Source organism: Acinetobacter sp. ACZLY 512, from assembly GCF_023614015.1.
Classification (GTDB): Bacteria; Pseudomonadota; Gammaproteobacteria; order Pseudomonadales; family Moraxellaceae; genus Acinetobacter; species Acinetobacter soli.
On the sequence record NZ_JAKIVI010000013.1, the window covers coordinates 68,786 to 84,838 of the forward strand.

At 46.2% G+C, this 16,053-nt stretch carries 15 protein-coding genes and 1 riboswitch; of the genes, 8 read left to right on the forward strand and 7 right to left on the reverse strand.

Translation table 11 applies throughout. From position 1 onward, the window contains the following. Positions 1-27: 27 nt before the first annotated feature. The 5 genes from L2096_RS13585 to ftsW all read left to right on the forward strand — a co-directional run bounded on the left by L2096_RS13585 (position 28) and on the right by ftsW (position 5,137). Entirely contained in the window at positions 28-291 is a 264-nt protein-coding gene (locus L2096_RS13585; RefSeq protein ID WP_004932278.1) for a FeoA family protein, read from the forward strand. Beyond that, positions 288-2,141, forward strand: a complete 1,854-nt coding sequence (gene feoB / locus L2096_RS13590; RefSeq protein ID WP_250365637.1) for a ferrous iron transporter B — start codon at positions 288-290, stop codon at positions 2,139-2,141. The genes L2096_RS13585 and feoB overlap by 4 nt, the downstream gene beginning before the upstream one ends. A gap of 16 nt (positions 2,142-2,157) precedes the next feature. Continuing rightward, complete coding sequence (locus L2096_RS13595; RefSeq protein WP_004932283.1) at positions 2,158-2,412, forward strand: DUF6587 family protein; 255 nt, start codon at positions 2,158-2,160, stop codon at positions 2,410-2,412. A gap of 155 nt (positions 2,413-2,567) precedes the next feature. Continuing rightward, positions 2,568-3,914, forward strand: a complete 1,347-nt coding sequence (murD, locus tag L2096_RS13600) for a UDP-N-acetylmuramoyl-L-alanine--D-glutamate ligase (RefSeq protein WP_233747329.1) — start codon at positions 2,568-2,570, stop codon at positions 3,912-3,914. Between the two features lie 26 nt (positions 3,915-3,940). Beyond that, positions 3,941-5,137, forward strand: a complete 1,197-nt coding sequence (gene ftsW / locus L2096_RS13605; RefSeq protein ID WP_149930917.1) for a putative lipid II flippase FtsW — start codon at positions 3,941-3,943, stop codon at positions 5,135-5,137. Positions 5,138-5,189: 52 nt separating this feature from the next. Here ftsW and gluQRS read toward each other — a convergent pair whose 3' ends face one another. The 5 genes from gluQRS to thiC form a co-directional block, all read right to left on the reverse strand. Next, positions 5,190-6,068 carry a tRNA glutamyl-Q(34) synthetase GluQRS gene (gene gluQRS, locus L2096_RS13610; protein WP_212515113.1) on the reverse strand — a complete coding sequence of 293 codons (879 nt, stop codon included), beginning with the start codon at positions 6,066-6,068 and terminating at the stop codon, positions 5,190-5,192. Between the two features lie 4 nt (positions 6,069-6,072). Beyond that, positions 6,073-6,603, reverse strand: coding sequence for an RNA polymerase-binding protein DksA (dksA, locus tag L2096_RS13615; RefSeq protein WP_004932295.1), 531 nt, complete (start codon positions 6,601-6,603; stop codon positions 6,073-6,075). Positions 6,604-6,813: 210 nt separating this feature from the next. Continuing rightward, the gene (gene cpdA, locus L2096_RS13620) at positions 6,814-7,623 is read right to left on the reverse strand and encodes a 3',5'-cyclic-AMP phosphodiesterase (protein ID WP_151796815.1); all 810 of its coding nucleotides are present in this window, start codon (positions 7,621-7,623) and stop codon (positions 6,814-6,816) included. Between the two features lie 2 nt (positions 7,624-7,625). Continuing rightward, a complete protein-coding gene (locus L2096_RS13625) occupies positions 7,626-8,255 on the reverse strand; it encodes an NUDIX domain-containing protein (protein ID WP_025095816.1) in 630 nt (209 codons plus the stop codon). 84 nt (positions 8,256-8,339) lie between these two features. Further along, the gene (thiC, locus tag L2096_RS13630) at positions 8,340-10,235 is read right to left on the reverse strand and encodes a phosphomethylpyrimidine synthase ThiC (protein ID WP_088458837.1); all 1,896 of its coding nucleotides are present in this window, start codon (positions 10,233-10,235) and stop codon (positions 8,340-8,342) included. Positions 10,236-10,320: 85 nt separating this feature from the next. Next, positions 10,321-10,450, reverse strand: a riboswitch (TPP riboswitch). A 140-nt stretch (positions 10,451-10,590) separates the two neighbouring features. Here thiC and abuO point away from each other — a divergent pair. Further along, positions 10,591-11,946, forward strand: coding sequence for a multidrug efflux outer membrane protein AbuO (abuO, locus tag L2096_RS13635; protein ID WP_034435327.1), 1,356 nt, complete (start codon positions 10,591-10,593; stop codon positions 11,944-11,946). Between the two features lie 103 nt (positions 11,947-12,049). Further along, positions 12,050-12,772, forward strand: coding sequence for a phosphate signaling complex protein PhoU (phoU, locus tag L2096_RS13640; protein WP_004932310.1), 723 nt, complete (start codon positions 12,050-12,052; stop codon positions 12,770-12,772). 406 nt (positions 12,773-13,178) lie between these two features. Here phoU and L2096_RS13645 read toward each other — a convergent pair whose 3' ends face one another. Beyond that, entirely contained in the window at positions 13,179-13,454 is a 276-nt protein-coding gene (locus tag L2096_RS13645; protein ID WP_004932314.1) for an oxidative damage protection protein, read from the reverse strand. Positions 13,455-13,463: 9 nt separating this feature from the next. Further along, a complete protein-coding gene (gene argH, locus L2096_RS13650) occupies positions 13,464-14,897 on the reverse strand; it encodes an argininosuccinate lyase (protein ID WP_250365638.1) in 1,434 nt (477 codons plus the stop codon). Here argH and L2096_RS13655 point away from each other — a divergent pair. After that, positions 14,888-16,039, forward strand: coding sequence for a sensor histidine kinase (locus tag L2096_RS13655; protein WP_250365639.1), 1,152 nt, complete (start codon positions 14,888-14,890; stop codon positions 16,037-16,039). The genes argH and L2096_RS13655 overlap by 10 nt on opposite strands. The last annotated feature ends 14 nt before the right edge of the window (positions 16,040-16,053 follow it).

The window sequence follows — 16,053 nt, forward strand, 5'->3', positions numbered from 1 at the left end:
TGCAAAAGCTTTCAGGATCAAATTGCAGTGCGTTTATCAGAACTTAGAGTGAAGCAAACTGCCATCATCACAGCGGTGGATCATACCCTTGATGGCAGTCCGGATCAACAAGATCCAATCGCAAACCGCCTTGAAACCTTAGGATTTGTTGCGGGTGAAAAAGTACAGATCGTGACAAAAGGCGTGTTTGGTGGCGATCCGATTCTGGTGCAACTGGGTTTTACCCGCTTTGCTTTACGTAAAGAAGAAGCTGCAAGAGTTCAAATCAGTCAAGAAGGGGCAGGCACATGAGTGAAGCACTTCGTGTCGCCCTTGTTGGAAATCCTAACTGCGGTAAAACCTCTTTATTTAACCACCTAACCGGTACGCGCCAGAAGGTTGCCAACTATGCTGGTGTGACAGTAGAGCGTAAAGTCGGACACTTTGATCTGCCTTCAAAAAAACCGGTGCGCGTGCTGGATTTACCAGGGACCTATAGCTTAAGTGCCACCAGTCCAGATGAAGCCATTACCCGCGATGTGTGTTTAGGCAAAATTGAAGGAGAGCGCGATCAGGATGCATTTTTGTGCGTGGTCGATGCCACCAACTTAAAACTTCATCTAGGTTTAGTACTGGAAATTCTTGAACTCAAAAGACCAGTATTGGTTGTGCTGAATATGATGGATGAAGCACGCCGTCGAGGTATTCAGGTGAACTCACAAAAGCTTTCGGAGCGTTTGGGAGTGCCTGTCGTTGAAACGGTTGCAGTGCGTAATTCAGGGATTCAAAACCTGATGAGTGCGCTGGATCAGCACAAGTTTATGGTGCCGCAAACCGAAATGACGGGTCTAAAAGGCACACACCATCAAAAAATTGAAATGATTTTAAATGACGTGGTGCAGTCTGTAGAAGATGCTGATGCGCGTTCCGATCTCTTAGATAAAATCTTTTTACACCCGGTGCTTGGTTTGCTCAGTTTGGCACTCCTGATGTTTGTGGTGTTTCAGGCCGTGTTTGCTTGGGCTGCGCCATTTATGGACAGCATTGAAGGCTTTTTCGGCTGGTTGGGGGAAAGTGTGGGTGCCTACATTTCCCAGCCTTTACTGCATAGTCTAGTGGTCGATGGAATTATTGCTGGTGCCGGCGGCGTGGTGGTGTTTTTACCACAGATTTTGATCCTGTTCTTTTTTATTTTGGTGCTTGAAGAATCTGGCTATCTACCACGAGCTGCCTTTTTGCTCGATAAACTCATGTTTAAAGCTGGCTTAAGTGGGCGTGCATTTATTCCACTCCTTTCAAGTTTTGCTTGTGCTATTCCTGGCATTATGGCCACGCGTAGTATTACCGATCCACGCGACCGTTTCACCACCATTATGGTGGCACCGCTGATGACCTGTTCGGCGCGTTTGCCGGTGTATGCCTTGTTGATTGGTGCTTTTATTCCCGCACAAACCGTGTGGGGAATTTTTAACCTGCAAGGATTGGTGTTATTCGCCTTATATATGGCGGGTATCTTGAGTGCGCTATGCGTATCGTTTGTGATGAAGTTTTTCCAAAAAGACAATTCACAACATGCTTTATTGATGGAACTGCCAAGTTACCGTTTACCCGATTTAAAAAGTGTGGGGATTGGTTTACTGGATCGCGCCAAAATCTTCTTAAAGCGTGTGGGTGGAATTATCTTTGCCTTGTCGATTTTGCTTTGGTTTTTGTGTACCTTTCCGCAGCCGCCAGAAGGCGCAACGCTTCCGGCAATTGATTATAGTTTTGCCGGTATGCTGGGACATTTGATTCAACCTGTTTTTGCGCCGCTTGGCTTTAACTGGCAAATCTGTATTGCACTGATTCCAGCAATGGCAGCGCGTGAAGTGGTTGTGGCCGCACTCGGCACAGTGTATGCACTGTCTGCTACCAGTGAAGATGCGGTTACGCAAGGGCTATCGAGTCTGATCAGTGCTGATGGTTCAGGATGGTCGCTTGCAACCGGGCTTGCTTTGCTGGTGTGGTTTGTTTATGCGCCGCATTGCTTGGCTACATTGGCGACGGTTCGTCGTGAAACGGGATCGTGGAAAAATGTGGCTGTGATGACTGGATATTTGTTCGGTCTGGCGTATTTGATGTCATTTTTGACGTATCAATTGGCATCACGTTTTTTCTCTTGAGTGGTTGAGGTGGAGCATGATTGAGTATCTGATTATTGCAGTATTGGTCATCTGGAGTGCATGGGTAGTGTTCAGGAAAGTCTTTCCGAAAACTTCGACTGCGCTATTTATGTCACTTTCAGATCAGTGCCAACAACGTGGCTGGCACGCACTGGCAACACGCTTAAAACCCAAAATGGTGGCCGGATGTGGCGGTAGCTGCGGATGTTCGACTGACGATAAGCCGACATCGCCAGTGCAAGAGATCAAGCCGGTAAAATGGTTGCAATAATACCGCAGATCAACTGATTAAAAAGCCATCAAATCGATGGCTTTTTTTACGCGCTGACACAAAAAACGTCGAATAAAACCAAAACTGAAAAAGCATTCAAAACCCCAAAGTGCTACCATTTTGGCAATCAATTTTTGTCACAATGCGGGGCATGCATGCTTATACAACGGGGTGGACTAAAAGTCGTTGCGGGTCTAGGAATCTCAGGGGTTTCCGCCGTTAATTTTTTACATGAACAAGGCTACCGCGTTGCTGTCACAGATTCTCGTGCAGTCCCCCCGGGGCATGATCAGATTCCGGCAGAGGTGCAAACTCATTTTGGTGCGCTGGATCTGGAGTTGCTCTTACAAGCAGAAGAAATTATTTTAAGCCCTGGATTAGCGCCACAGTTGCCTGAAATTCAGCAAGCAATTGCGCACGGTATACCCGTGATCGGCGATATTCAGGTATTACGCCGTGCCACTACTGTTCCCATTGTGGCGATTACCGGTTCAAATGCCAAAAGTACGGTCACCACCTTGTTTGGTCAGATGGCCAAAGATGCAGGCAAACGCGTAGCAGTAGGGGGGAACTTAGGTCGTCCGGGACTCGATTTACTAAAAGACGAGCCTGAATTGCTGGTGCTTGAGCTGTCAAGTTTTCAGCTCGAAACCACCTCGCATCTGAATGCCGAAGTAGCTGTTGTATTAAACATGAGTGAAGATCATCTGGATCGTCATGGGGATATGCTGGGTTATCATCAGGCCAAGCACCGAATTTTTCAGGGCGTAAAAAAGGTGGTGTACAACCGTGATGACGGCTTAACCCGTCCACTTGTGCCAGATAACACCCCGATGCAAAGCTTTGGACTGAATGCACCAGACATCAATCAATACGGTGTGTTGCGCGAAGATGACGGGACGATGTGGCTTGCACGTGGTCGTAACCGCCTCATCAAAAGCACCGAGCTGTACATTCAAGGCACGCACAATATTGCCAATGCGCTGGCCTGCTTAGCACTTGGCGAAGCAATTGGACTACCGCTCGACTCCATGCTCGAGACACTCAAACAGTTTAAGGGCCTAGAGCACCGCTGTGAATACGTTAAAACTGTTCATGATGTGCGTTACTATAATGACTCAAAAGGCACCAATGTCGGTGCTACATTGGCAGCCATTGATGGCCTCGGTACCGCCATTCAACCCCAACATGGTCAAGTGGTGGTGATTTTAGGGGGACAGGGTAAAGGGCAAGATTTTAGCTTGCTGCGCCCATCGGTTGAAAAATATGTCAAAACGGCAATTCTGATGGGTGAAGATGCCCAACAAATTGAACAGGCATTACAGGGAACAGCGTCCATGGTACATGTTTCAACTTTGCAAGATGCCGTGACTCAGGCGCAACAGCATGCCCAAGCAAACGACGTCGTATTGCTGTCTCCTGCCTGTGCAAGCTTTGATATGTTTAAAGGCTATCCAGATCGCGGGCATCAATTTGTTGCTTGTGTAAATGCCCTTGTTTAAATAACAAAAATCAGAAGGATAATGTGATGGCTGGCTTTGCTCAGACAACCATAACCAAAATTAATCAATGGTACGATCGCTGGATGCCGCGTGTACCGACCGAAATGACGGCGCGTAACGTGCTGATTTTCTGTGTGGTGTGCTTGCTTTGTATTGGTTCGGTGATGGTGGCATCCGCTTCGATGCCGTATGCCGAATATATGCATGAGAATCCATTTCACTATGTGGTTCGCCATGCGATTTCAATTGCAACCGCCGCAATCGTGGCCTATTTCGTTTATAAAGTACCGCTGAATGTCTGGTTTAAAAATACCTTTTCATTATGGCTGATCACGATTTTGCTGTTGCTTGCCGTTTTGGTGATTGGAACAGAAGTGAACGGTTCGCGTCGCTGGATTCGACTGGCAGGTTTTACCCTACAGCCAACCGAAGTTGCCAAAGTGATGATGGCCATTTTTACCGCCGATTATGTGGTACGACGTGCCAAAGAGGTGCGTACCCATTGGAAAGGACTGGTTCGCTTAAGTGGTGTTATGGCTATTACGGTCGGGCTGATTATTGCTGAGCCGGATTTGGGCGCCACCGTGGTGATTGTCTTGATGATGGTCGGTATTTTCTTCTTGGCTGGCGCACCGCCCACTCAGTTTGCGATTATGCTGGGCGCGGTCGTGATGGGCATCGGCTTTTTAATTTTGTTTGAACCTTATCGTCTGGCACGTGCCTTATCATTTACCAATCCGTGGGCAGATCCACTCGGAACAGGCTATCAGCTTTCAAATGCATTAATGGCCTTTGGCCGCGGGGAATGGTTCGGTACAGGGCTCGGGCACAGTGTACAAAAGCTCTCTTACCTGCCTGAGGCACATACCGACTTTATGCTGGCGGTATTGGGTGAAGAGTTTGGTTTTGTCGGTATTTCGATTGTCATCGGCTTGTCGTTTACTATGCTGGCGTGTTGTATCAAAATTGGTCATCGTGCACTGAAGCACAACTTCTTGCGCGCAGGTTATCTGGCGTACGGGATCAGTATTATTTTTCTGCTACAGATCATTGTAAATGCAGGAATGAATATGGGCTTGATGCCAACCAAAGGGCTTACCTTACCGTTTATTAGTTATGGTGGAACATCATTAATGATGTGTGCTGCGATGATTAGTCTGATTTTGCGTGTCGATGCTTCCACGCAAGAGATCAATCCAGATCGTGAAGAGTCGAATTTCTAATCGATTTGCTTCAATAAAAAAACCGTCATTTGACGGTTTTTTTATTATTGGATTAGAGATAAATCCCTTCGAGCATGGTGTGTTTGGGAATCTGCTCTACATCCCACTGAGCCACGGCCTGCGCAAGCATCTGCCGAGGTGTATCACGTTCTACATTAGGTTGCTGCAAGGCGTTAAGTGCCTGTTGAATATAATCAGCTGCGTGTGCCGGATCGAGTGCAGCCGCCAGATTTTGCTTGGAAAGCTTTTGTCCGTGCTCGTTCATCGCCAGTGGCAAATGCATATAGCGCGGTGTGGGGTAACCCAGAAGCTGCTGAAGCCAAATTTGCCGTTGGGTGTTGTCAAGTAAATCTGCACCACGAACCACATCCGTGACACCTTGTAAGTAATCATCGACCACCACCGCCAGTTGATAGTTTAAAATGCCGTCACGGCGCTTTAATACAAAATCACCGAGTTCATCGGCCAGATTGCTGCATTGTCTGCCCTGCAAACGATCTTCAAAACAAATGGGCGCTGCGCTGACTTTGACCCGAATGGCCTGATGATCAAAGGCTAAATTCAGTGTTTGACAGGTGCCAGGATAAATGGCATTGGAGCCGAGGAGTTTACGGGTGCATTGACAAGCATAAATCTGCCCCTGTGCATGTAATTGGTCGAGCACCTGTTCGTACAGCGTCAAACGATTGCGCTGAAACACAATTTCATCGTCTGGCTCAAAACCAAAGGCATCAATGCATTTTAAAATATGTGCTTCACTGCCCGGGTAGATTCGTGGAATATCGGTATCTTCGATGCGTACCAGCCACTTGCCTTGATGCGCTTTGGCATCACAATAGCTGGCAATGGCAGTAATGAGCGATCCGAAATGCAAAGGGCCGGTTGGCGATGGCGCAAACCGACCCACATAAGCAGTATCACGATGAGGCATCGTATTAACCGTTATTTTGCTTCTCTTTGATCTCTGCAAGCGTCTTACAGTCGATACATTGGGTGGCTGTTGGACGTGCTTCTAAACGACGCAGACCAATTTCAATGCCGCAAGTTTCACAGTAACCGTAATCACCTGCTTTAATTTCTTCAAGCGACTGCTCGATTTTACGAATCAATTTACGTTCGCGGTCGCGGGTACGTAACTCAATTGCAAACTCTTCTTCCTGCGTAGCACGGTCGTTGACATCAGGCAATGCTGATGATTCATCTTGCATGGTGTTTAGGGTGCGATCCACTTCGCTCATTAATTCACTTTTCCACGCCTCAAGGATTTGGCGAAAGTGATCCAATTGAGCATCAGACATGTATTCTTCGTTTTTCTTAGGCTGATAAGGCGCGATACCAAATAAGCTGGCAGTAGTGCCCCCTTCAGAGGCCTTTGGCTTGGCTTTGCGTGCAGGCTTAGCCGCCTTTTCGGCGTCTAGAACTTGGGTATTTTCGTCTAAGACGTGGTTTTGGTTGTCATTCGCCATAAAGGGCATTCCTCATCATATACGTATTATCTATACGCAAAAAATATGGTGGTATGCAAGTGTTTTTTATCCAATCCCGTTGGCGGATTTTCCCTCGGGGACGTCATCATATAGAGTTTTACACGAAGATGATAGTCGTGCCGATGTGGATTTTATGTGAATCTATCGGACTCAAGCCTTAAAATAAGCCAAAAAAATAAAAAAGAAAAGTTAATAGCCTGAAATTTCAGTATTTATGTTTTGTAGCATCTTTTCGATACGATGAATATGGCTTTCAAACTCACCATTTGCTTGTAGTTTCAGCACGCGATAGCCAGACGGCAAGGCATCAAAGGCAAAGTCATCGCTTCTGGGTTTGAATTGAACCGAAGTCGAGGGCGATGATAAAAACTCGACATGTTCCCAGCGATGTGAGGATTCTTGATGCACATGGCCGCACAGCACTGCCTTCACTTGTGGATGAGCGTGAATGACATCTAGTAATGTGGCGGTATTTTTTAGTTTGTGCTGGTCAATCCATTTGGATTGCATTTCAAATGGGTGATGATGACACGCCAAAATCGTAGACACATTCGGGTGCTGTTGAAGATGTTGCTGCAGTTGCATTAACTGATGGTCGCTGATCCAGCCATCGACTTTCCCGACTACAGCACTGTTCAAGAGCACCAGATGCCATTGGCCCATCGCCACAATACTGATATCTTGCGGTGACGATGCATGAAACGGAAAATGTGCAGGATCGTCGTGATTGCCTGGCACATGAAAAAACGGAATGCCCAGGGTTTGCATATAATCAAGATAACGTGCATAGGTGACTGCGGTAGGGGTCTGTGCTAGATCACCCGTATGAATAATGGCATCGATCTTGGGATAATGTGCCCGAATATGTGCGATCACCTGATGAAAACTCTGTTCAGGATTAATGCCCACGAATTCATGCTGAGGGTCTTCAAGCAGATGCGTGTCGGTAATTTGAATAATTACATGCGCCTGACTTGAAAAAGGGGCTACCTGAAACATAGTCATATATCTCTTAAGTCGGTGGAGAGTTGAATCTGTTGCCAGAGCCACTGTAACGCCATAATGACGGGTGCATTACGCAAACGCCCAGAACTCAGCAGTATCTCGATTTGGGAATAATCCAAGATATGCAGCTGGATATTTTCGTTTTCCTCTGGCAAACCAAAGATGCCCCCATGTTCTGGAAGATCGGTTTGTGCAGCATAGAGGTGAAAAAGTTCCGAACAGGCACCTGCCGATGGATAGAACGAGAATAAATGCGTCAGTTCATCGATTTGACACCCAGATTCTTCGACACTTTCACGACGAACACATTCTTCCGGTGGTTCATCGCCATCAAGTACACCCGCAATAATTTCAAGTTGCCACGGCGATTGAGTGTCATCGAGTGCACCGACCCGAAATTGTTCAATAAGCGCAAATTTTTGTTGGGTGTGGTTGTAAAGCAACACGCCAGCAGCCTGTTTTCTTCGAATCAGTTCGCGCTGGAAAGGTTGGGTATAATGCGATTGCCCAAAAAGTCGATGCTTGAGTGTGACTTTTTCAAGCTGTGTAAATCCCTGATAGAGCGATTCACGGTTTTCTACTTCAACATCATCATGTGAATAACTGGCTTGTTCTATTATGGTCATACTCATTATTAAAAAGGATGAAATACGTGACTGTATTTCATCCTAACTGAGTTCAATTTAAAGACAAATGCTTTTTTCGTATTTTTAGAGCTTTTGATACAGTTTTTGACCGTTTGCGTGATAGGCCGCTTTCATGCTCTTGAGACCCTGTTCAATGTCTTCGGATGAAGCATCGATTGCAGTGCTATTCTCCTGATTTTGTGCATAATTACGCACGTTTTGAGTGATTTTCATCGAGCAGAATTTCGGACCGCACATCGAGCAAAAGTGTGCCGATTTATGTGCCTCTTTGGGTAGCGTTTCGTCGTGCATACTGCGCGCCGTATCTGGATCTAGACTCAGATTAAACTGGTCATCCCAACGGAATTCAAAACGTGCTTTAGACAAGGCATTGTCACGGACTTGCGCACCCGGATGACCCTTGGCCAAGTCGGCGGCATGTGCTGCAATCTTATAGGTGATAATCCCGTCTTTAACATCTTTTTTGTTGGGTAGACCTAAATGCTCTTTGGGGGTGACGTAGCACAGCATGGCCGTACCGTACCAGCCAATCATGGCAGCACCAATGGCCGAGGTAATATGGTCATAACCCGGTGCGATATCGGTGGTGAGTGGCCCTAAGGTATAAAAAGGTGCTTCCTTACAAACCTCAAGTTGCAGGTCCATATTTTCTTTAATCATGTGCATCGGTACGTGACCCGGTCCTTCAATCATGACCTGCACATCGTGTTCCCAAGCGCGTTGAGTCAGTTCACCTAAAGTGCGTAGTTCACCAAACTGTGCCGCATCGTTGGCATCTTGGATACAGCCTGGACGCAAGCCATCACCCAAGCTAAACGAGACATCGTAAGCCTTCATGATTTCGCAAATTTCATCGAAGTGCGTGTATAGGAAGTTTTCTTCATGATGCGCCAAACACCACTGCGCCATAATTGAACCACCACGCGACACAATACCCGTCAGGCGATTGGCAGTTAAAGGCACATAGCGCAGTAACACGCCGGCATGAATGGTAAAGTAATCAACGCCCTGTTCGGCCTGTTCAATGAGTGTGTCTTTGAAAATTTCCCAGGTCAGATCTTCGGCCACACCGTCTACTTTTTCCAACGCCTGATAAATCGGAACGGTTCCAATCGGCACAGGGGAGTTACGGATGATCCATTCACGGGTTTCATGAATATTTTTACCCGTCGACAAATCCATGATGGTGTCTGCGCCCCAGCGTGTGGCCCACGTCATTTTCGCAACTTCTTCGTCGATACTCGAGCCTAAAGCCGAATTTCCGATATTGGCATTGATCTTGACCAGAAAATTACGTCCGATGATCATCGGTTCAATTTCAGGGTGGTTAATGTTGGCCGGAATAATTGCCCGACCAGCCGCCACTTCCTGACGCACAAACTCAGCGGTAATTTCGGTTAGGTTTTTGGCACCGAAATTCTGTCCAGCGTGTTGGCGCATGTCGACATTGTCGCGCTGGCGCTGGTTTTCACGGATGGCGATATATTCCATTTCCGGTGTGATGATGCCTTTTCTGGCATAGTGCATTTGAGTAACATTCTGTCCGGCTTTGGCACGGCGAGGTTTTTGAATGTGTGCAAATCGAATATCGGCTGTACGGATATCTTTTAAACGTTCCTGACCAAAAGCTGAGCTGAGGGTGCTCAGTTGCTCGGTATCTTGACGCGCTTCAATCCAGTGCTGGCGCACGTGTGGTAAGCCTTTATTTAAGTCAATCTGTACATTCGGATCGGTATACACGCCCGATGTGTCATAGACCATCACGGGTGGATTATGTTCTCCGCCCAAACCAGTAGGTGTATCGGTCAGTTCAATCTGACGCATAGGGACCTGAATGTCTGGGCGAGAGCCTTGGATGTACACTTTGCGAGATGCAGGCAAAATACGGGTGAGGTCTTTTGCATCTTGTTCGTGTTGCGCTGAGAGATCAGCAGAAGAAAGATTCGTTAATTGGTTCATGGCATGATCCTTATGAAAAACACTAACGAATCAAGCAACCAAAAACGATGGCGGGTGTATTTGTAGAACACAAATAGAGGGCTTAAGATTTTGATAACTTGATTCCTACGCAGGTTCTAACCTGATCAGGTTCAACGGTACTCGGGATCAAATCATTGCAAGGCAATCATTTACCCAATCTCAGCGAGTTATTACTCGCGCTCCGTCAAGCATGCGCCCATACTAGCACGGATTGCGGATATTTAAAGATCAAAATATACCACTTTTTAAGAACAAATCCCGATCGGGATCAATTGTATTTTTGCCTGATTTTTCTTAGTCTAGAACAGCACTATTCAAGGTTGATCATTCTTAGATGTCTATAAAAAAACTGATTGTCGTTATGGGGATGTTGGGCGGTGTTCAGTCGCTGTTTGCACTGGATCTGGTGGGTGCCTACGATCTGGCAAAACGAAATGACCCAACCTTGCAAGCTAATTTGTATCAGTTCCAGGCTGATCAACTCAATTTGGGCATTGCCAAAGGTGCCTTGTTACCTACAGTGACCTTGGCGGGCAATCTGACGCGTGACAGACAATCCGTTAAAAATGATCAGTCTTTCGATTTTCCGGGTGGCACAGATGTGTCGAACAGCTTGATTAGCAACACATCGACCAAGAGACAGGTTTCTTTAACCGCACGTCAACCGCTATTTCGAATGGATGCATGGCAGGGCTATAAGCAAGTAAAAACCTCGGTTCAGCTGAGTGAAGTCACGCTGAAAATCCAGATACAGCAACATCTGTTAGATGTCGCACAGGCATATTTTAATGTACTGCGTCAGCAGTCGCTTAATGGTACTTATTTACAAGAAGAACAGGCATTATCTGAACAATTAAAGATGATGAATGCCAAATTACAGCAGGGCTTATTGGCGCGAAGCGATGTTAGTGAAGCCAATGCGCAGTATCAAAATGCGCGCGCGAACCGCATTTCAGGTCAGGTGCAACAGATGCTGGCTCAAGAGCAACTCAATCGGTTTATTGGGCATAACCCAGATCAGGGATTAGCTGTGCTTCGCACCGATGTGGTGTATCAGCCACCAGTCCCTGCACGCCTAGACGACTGGTTGCAACTGGCTCAGACGCACAATTTATCTATTCAGCAAGCTCGTCTACAGCGCCAATATGCAGACGATAACCGCCGTGTGGAAAAAGCAGCACTTTATCCACAGTTAAATGCATTGGCCACTTATGGTTATACCAAGCAAAGTCCAGATACACTGATTTCCACCAATGGTGCCTTTGATCAGATTGGACTGGAGCTAAGCTGGAATCTATTTAATGGCGGACAGACCCAGACCTCAATTAAAAAAGCCGTTGCCCAGCTTGATCAGGCACAGGCCCAACTCGATGCTGCAGAGCGCAGTGCCAGCGTTGAGGTCAAGCAAGCCTTTTTACAATTACAAACCGACCAATCCAAACTCGACGCGCGACAAGCGGCCATGCGTTCAGCCGAACAGGTATCGCAGGCTTCCTTGGCGAGTTATAACGAAGGTCTCAAAACCATGGTGGACGTCTTGCTGGCGCAGCGCAATGCGTTTTCGGCCAAGCAAGAGTATGTCAATGCCCAATATGATTATCTGATCAATGTGCTCAAGCTCAAAGCTGCGGTTGGACAACTCAGTGAGGAAGATCTGGTGCAGATGAATACATGGCTCAGCAACGATTAAATTTTGAATGAAATTGCGGCATTGTCATTAAAGTTTCACAATGAATGTGCTTTAATCTCTGCTCAACTTTGTACCGTGCATTTAGCCCGTTTTGGAGGCTGTCTTGAGTCCAACTAATCCTGTCTTGACCCATCATATTTCCTCTCAATTTAACGAGGATCTGCAAGGGGTGAATACCAAATTCATGACCATGGGTGGGCTGGTCGAGCAGCAGGTGGCCAATGCAATTCATGCCTTGCTGGATACCGACGTCGAAATGGCGGTCGATGTACAATACCAAGACAACGTGGTGAACCAGTATGAACGCGAAATCGATGAGGGACTGACCCTGATCTTGGCACGCCGTCATCCTGCTGCAATTGACTTGCGTATGGTGATTGCCATGAGTAAAGCCAATACCGACCTTGAGCGTATTGGCGATGAAGCTGCAAAAATTGCCCGTATTGCACAAAATTTATGTGAAGAAGGCGGTTCTCCACGTGGCTACATGGAAACACGCCATATTGGGAATCAGGTACGTGTCATGATTCATGATGCCTTGGATGCCTTTGCACGACTCGATGCAGAACAAGCTTTAAGAGTATTACTGGCTGATGCCGACATTGATCGTGAATATCAGTCTGCGACACGAACCTTAATGACTTATATGATTGAAGATCCACGACATATATCGCGGGTGATCAATGTGATGTGGGTGCTGCGCTCACTTGAACGTATTGGCGATCATGCGCGTAATATTTCAGAGCAAGTCATTTATATGGCCAAAGGCCTCGATGTACGACACACCAAAATTGAAGAAATTGAACAACATGTGCAGCGTAAATAACTCTATTGTGATCAAGCACATTGTTGTCAGCCACAAAACACCTTAGCGATATGCTAAGGTTTTTTATATGCACATAAAAATCGAATCACGTGATCTTAAAACTGACGTCGATCAGCCTCAATTTTAAATAAAAAAATCCCAGATTTTTTGGGGGAAAATCTGGGATGAAAACATCGTTAAGCTGCATTTTTATTCAAGATGCGGGGTAACATCTTGCTATAGGTTTATAGTAGATCACATTGGTACGGATGTCTTGAGTAGTCTTGTGAGGCTATGTAATGTTATATGATGATCTGTAAGATTATAAAAACAACGTAGTGAATCCGTGACTCAATGAGTTATGGCGTAAACATAAAAAACAGGCAGACCGTTCTAAGGTCTGCCTGAGTCAACCAGAAAAGCAAGATTAGTTTTGCTCGGGTTTCCAACCTTCGGCAGTTTCAACACTGGCATCATTGTTGAAGAACTTTTCACGCTGTTCTTCCAGAAACTTTTTCGCTTCAGGTTCAAAAACGTTGAGTCGCTTTTCATTAATGAGCGTGGTTTGATGCTTCAGCCATTCTTGCCATGCCTGTTTAGAAACATGTTCAAACAGTTCCTGACCTTTGGCTCCCGGAAATGGTGCAAAATCGAGGCCTTCCATTTCTTTTTGATATTTACGACAAAATACGTGACGAGTCATGGCGTTTCCTTAAGCATAAAGTTGGGCAAGACGGTCATGAGCGCGCGTAATTGCAGCTTCAACCTGTTTTGGTGATGTTCCGCCAATATGGTCACGCGCATTGACAGAGGCTTCAAGGGTGAGGGCTTTGTCAAATACATCGGCGCCGATCAAATCGGAAAACTGTTGGAGTTGCTCAAGTGAAAGTTCAGACAGATCTTTATCTTCTTGTACGCCAAGCGCCACTGCTTTACCCACAATCTCGTGCGCATCGCGAAATGCCACGCCTTTTTTCACAAGGTAGTCGGCAAGATCGGTTGCAGTCGAGAATCCACGAAGTGCAGCTTCACGCATAATCTCGATATTCGGAACCAATGCCGGCACCATGTCGGCAAAGGCCATTAATGAACCGCGTACGGTATCAATCGCATCAAACAACGGTTCTTTGTCTTCTTGGTTGTCTTTGTTATAGGCTAGTGGCTGACCTTTCATGAGTGTGAGCAAGCTAATCAAATCGCCAAACACACGTCCTGATTTACCACGAATCAGTTCAGGTACGTCTGGATTTTTCTTTTGCGGCATAATCGATGAGCCAGTACAGAAGCGATCTGGAATATTCACAAATTTGAACTGTGCCGAAGTCCATAGAATCAGCTCTTCAGACATGCGTGACAAATGCATCATGATCAGTGCAGCTGCTGCATTAAATTCAATCGCAAAATCACGATCAGATACTGCATCGAGTGAATTTTCAGAAACAGCTTCAAAACCAAGTAGCTGCGCCGTATAGGCACGATCAATCGGGTACGTGGTTCCTGCCAGAGCAGCAGAACCCAATGGCATACGGTTCACGCGTTTGCGGCAGTCTTGCAGACGCTCGGTGTCACGAACAAACATTTCAAACCAAGCCAACAGATGATGTCCGAAGGTTACTGGTTGAGCGGTTTGTAAATGGGTAAAGCCTGGCATAATCGTATGCGTATGGCTGGCAGCCAAACCTAACAAGCCCTTTTGCAGGCGCTGTAAAATCGATAAAATATCGTCAATTTCATCGCGTAGGTACAAGCGAATGTCAGTGGCGACTTGATCGTTACGGCTGCGGCCAGTGTGCAGTTTTTTACCCGTAATCCCAATACGCTGAGTCAAACGTGACTCAATATTCATGTGCACATCTTCTAAATCAATACGCCATTCAAAGCGGCCAGCTTCGATTTCGGCTTTGATTTCACTCAAGCCCTGAATAATATCGTCACGCTCTGCATCAGTGAGTACACCGACTTTGGCAAGCATGGTCGCATGCGCGATAGAGCCTGCGATATCCTGTTTATAAAAACGTTGGTCAAATTGCACAGATGCGGTAAATTCAGCAACAAAGGCATCGGTCGCTTCGGTAAAACGACCGCCCCACATACCAGACGTTTGGTTTGTGGTTGGCTGTTCAGCGGATTGAGAAGATGTGGTCATGTCGGCTCGGTAAAATAAAAAAGAGTATAACAAATTCTGCCGCACTTGCCGACGCATCAAATGACAAGAAAACACAGCGCAGGCACAAGACAGCAATGCAGAAATCCTATTTTTTTACCAAAATTGGTCGTTGGCAACATTTATTAGAACTGATTGTGGCCAGTAATGTGCTGGCGTTGGTGCTTACACTGGCAGAAGCAGGGACGTGGGCAGCCTTCGATGGGTTGCGCTTATTGCAATATATCTTATTCATTAATTGGGTGGTTTTTGCTTTTTCGGCACTGATCGATCGCTTTCAAAGTAATTTACATCGTTTACCGCAGGTTGCTGCCTTGGGGGTGGCGTTCGTTCTGTTACAAATGATTGTACTACTTACCACCATCGCAACCAATCTTATGCTGCACTGGGGGAGCCACTTTCACTTTCATACCTTAACATGGCCACAGTTGTTTAGCGGCGCCAGCATGCATCTCAGTTATGGCGTGTTATTGGGTGGTTTTTGCCTACGTTATATGTACATGCGGGATCAATGGTTGAAGCAGCAATATAGTGAATTAAATGCCAGAATTCAGGCCATGCAGGCGCGTATTCATCCACATTTTTTGTTTAACAGCCTCAACAATGTGGTCAGTTTGATCAGTATCGATCCGGAAAAAGCCGAAACCTTACTGATCCATTTGTCTCGTTTGTTTAGAGCCAGTTTTCAAGAGCTAAAACTGGTCAGCTTGGCCGATGAAATCGAACTTTGCCAACGCTATTTGGCCATCGAAAGTGTGCGTTTGGGTAGCCGATTGCATGTGGAATGGAAATTTGATCCGAATCAGCTCCAATTTCAACAGGTCCAGATTCCACTCCTGACTTTACAACCTTTGCTGGAAAACTGTATTTTTCATGGCGTTGAACCGAGTAGTTCACGCAGTACCATTACAATACTGGTTGAAATATTGCAAAGTGAGGTCAGTATAGTCATTACTAATCCGTACAGTCTGGATAAAATAAAATCGAGAAATGGGCACGGTATTGCCGTTGAAAATGTGAAGCAGCGTTTAATTGCGTACTATGGACGTACAGTAAAATTTCAAAATTATTGCGCACGTGAGTTATATACCACAGTGGTAAGTTATCAATACCGATCAAAATAATAAGTCTGAAACCC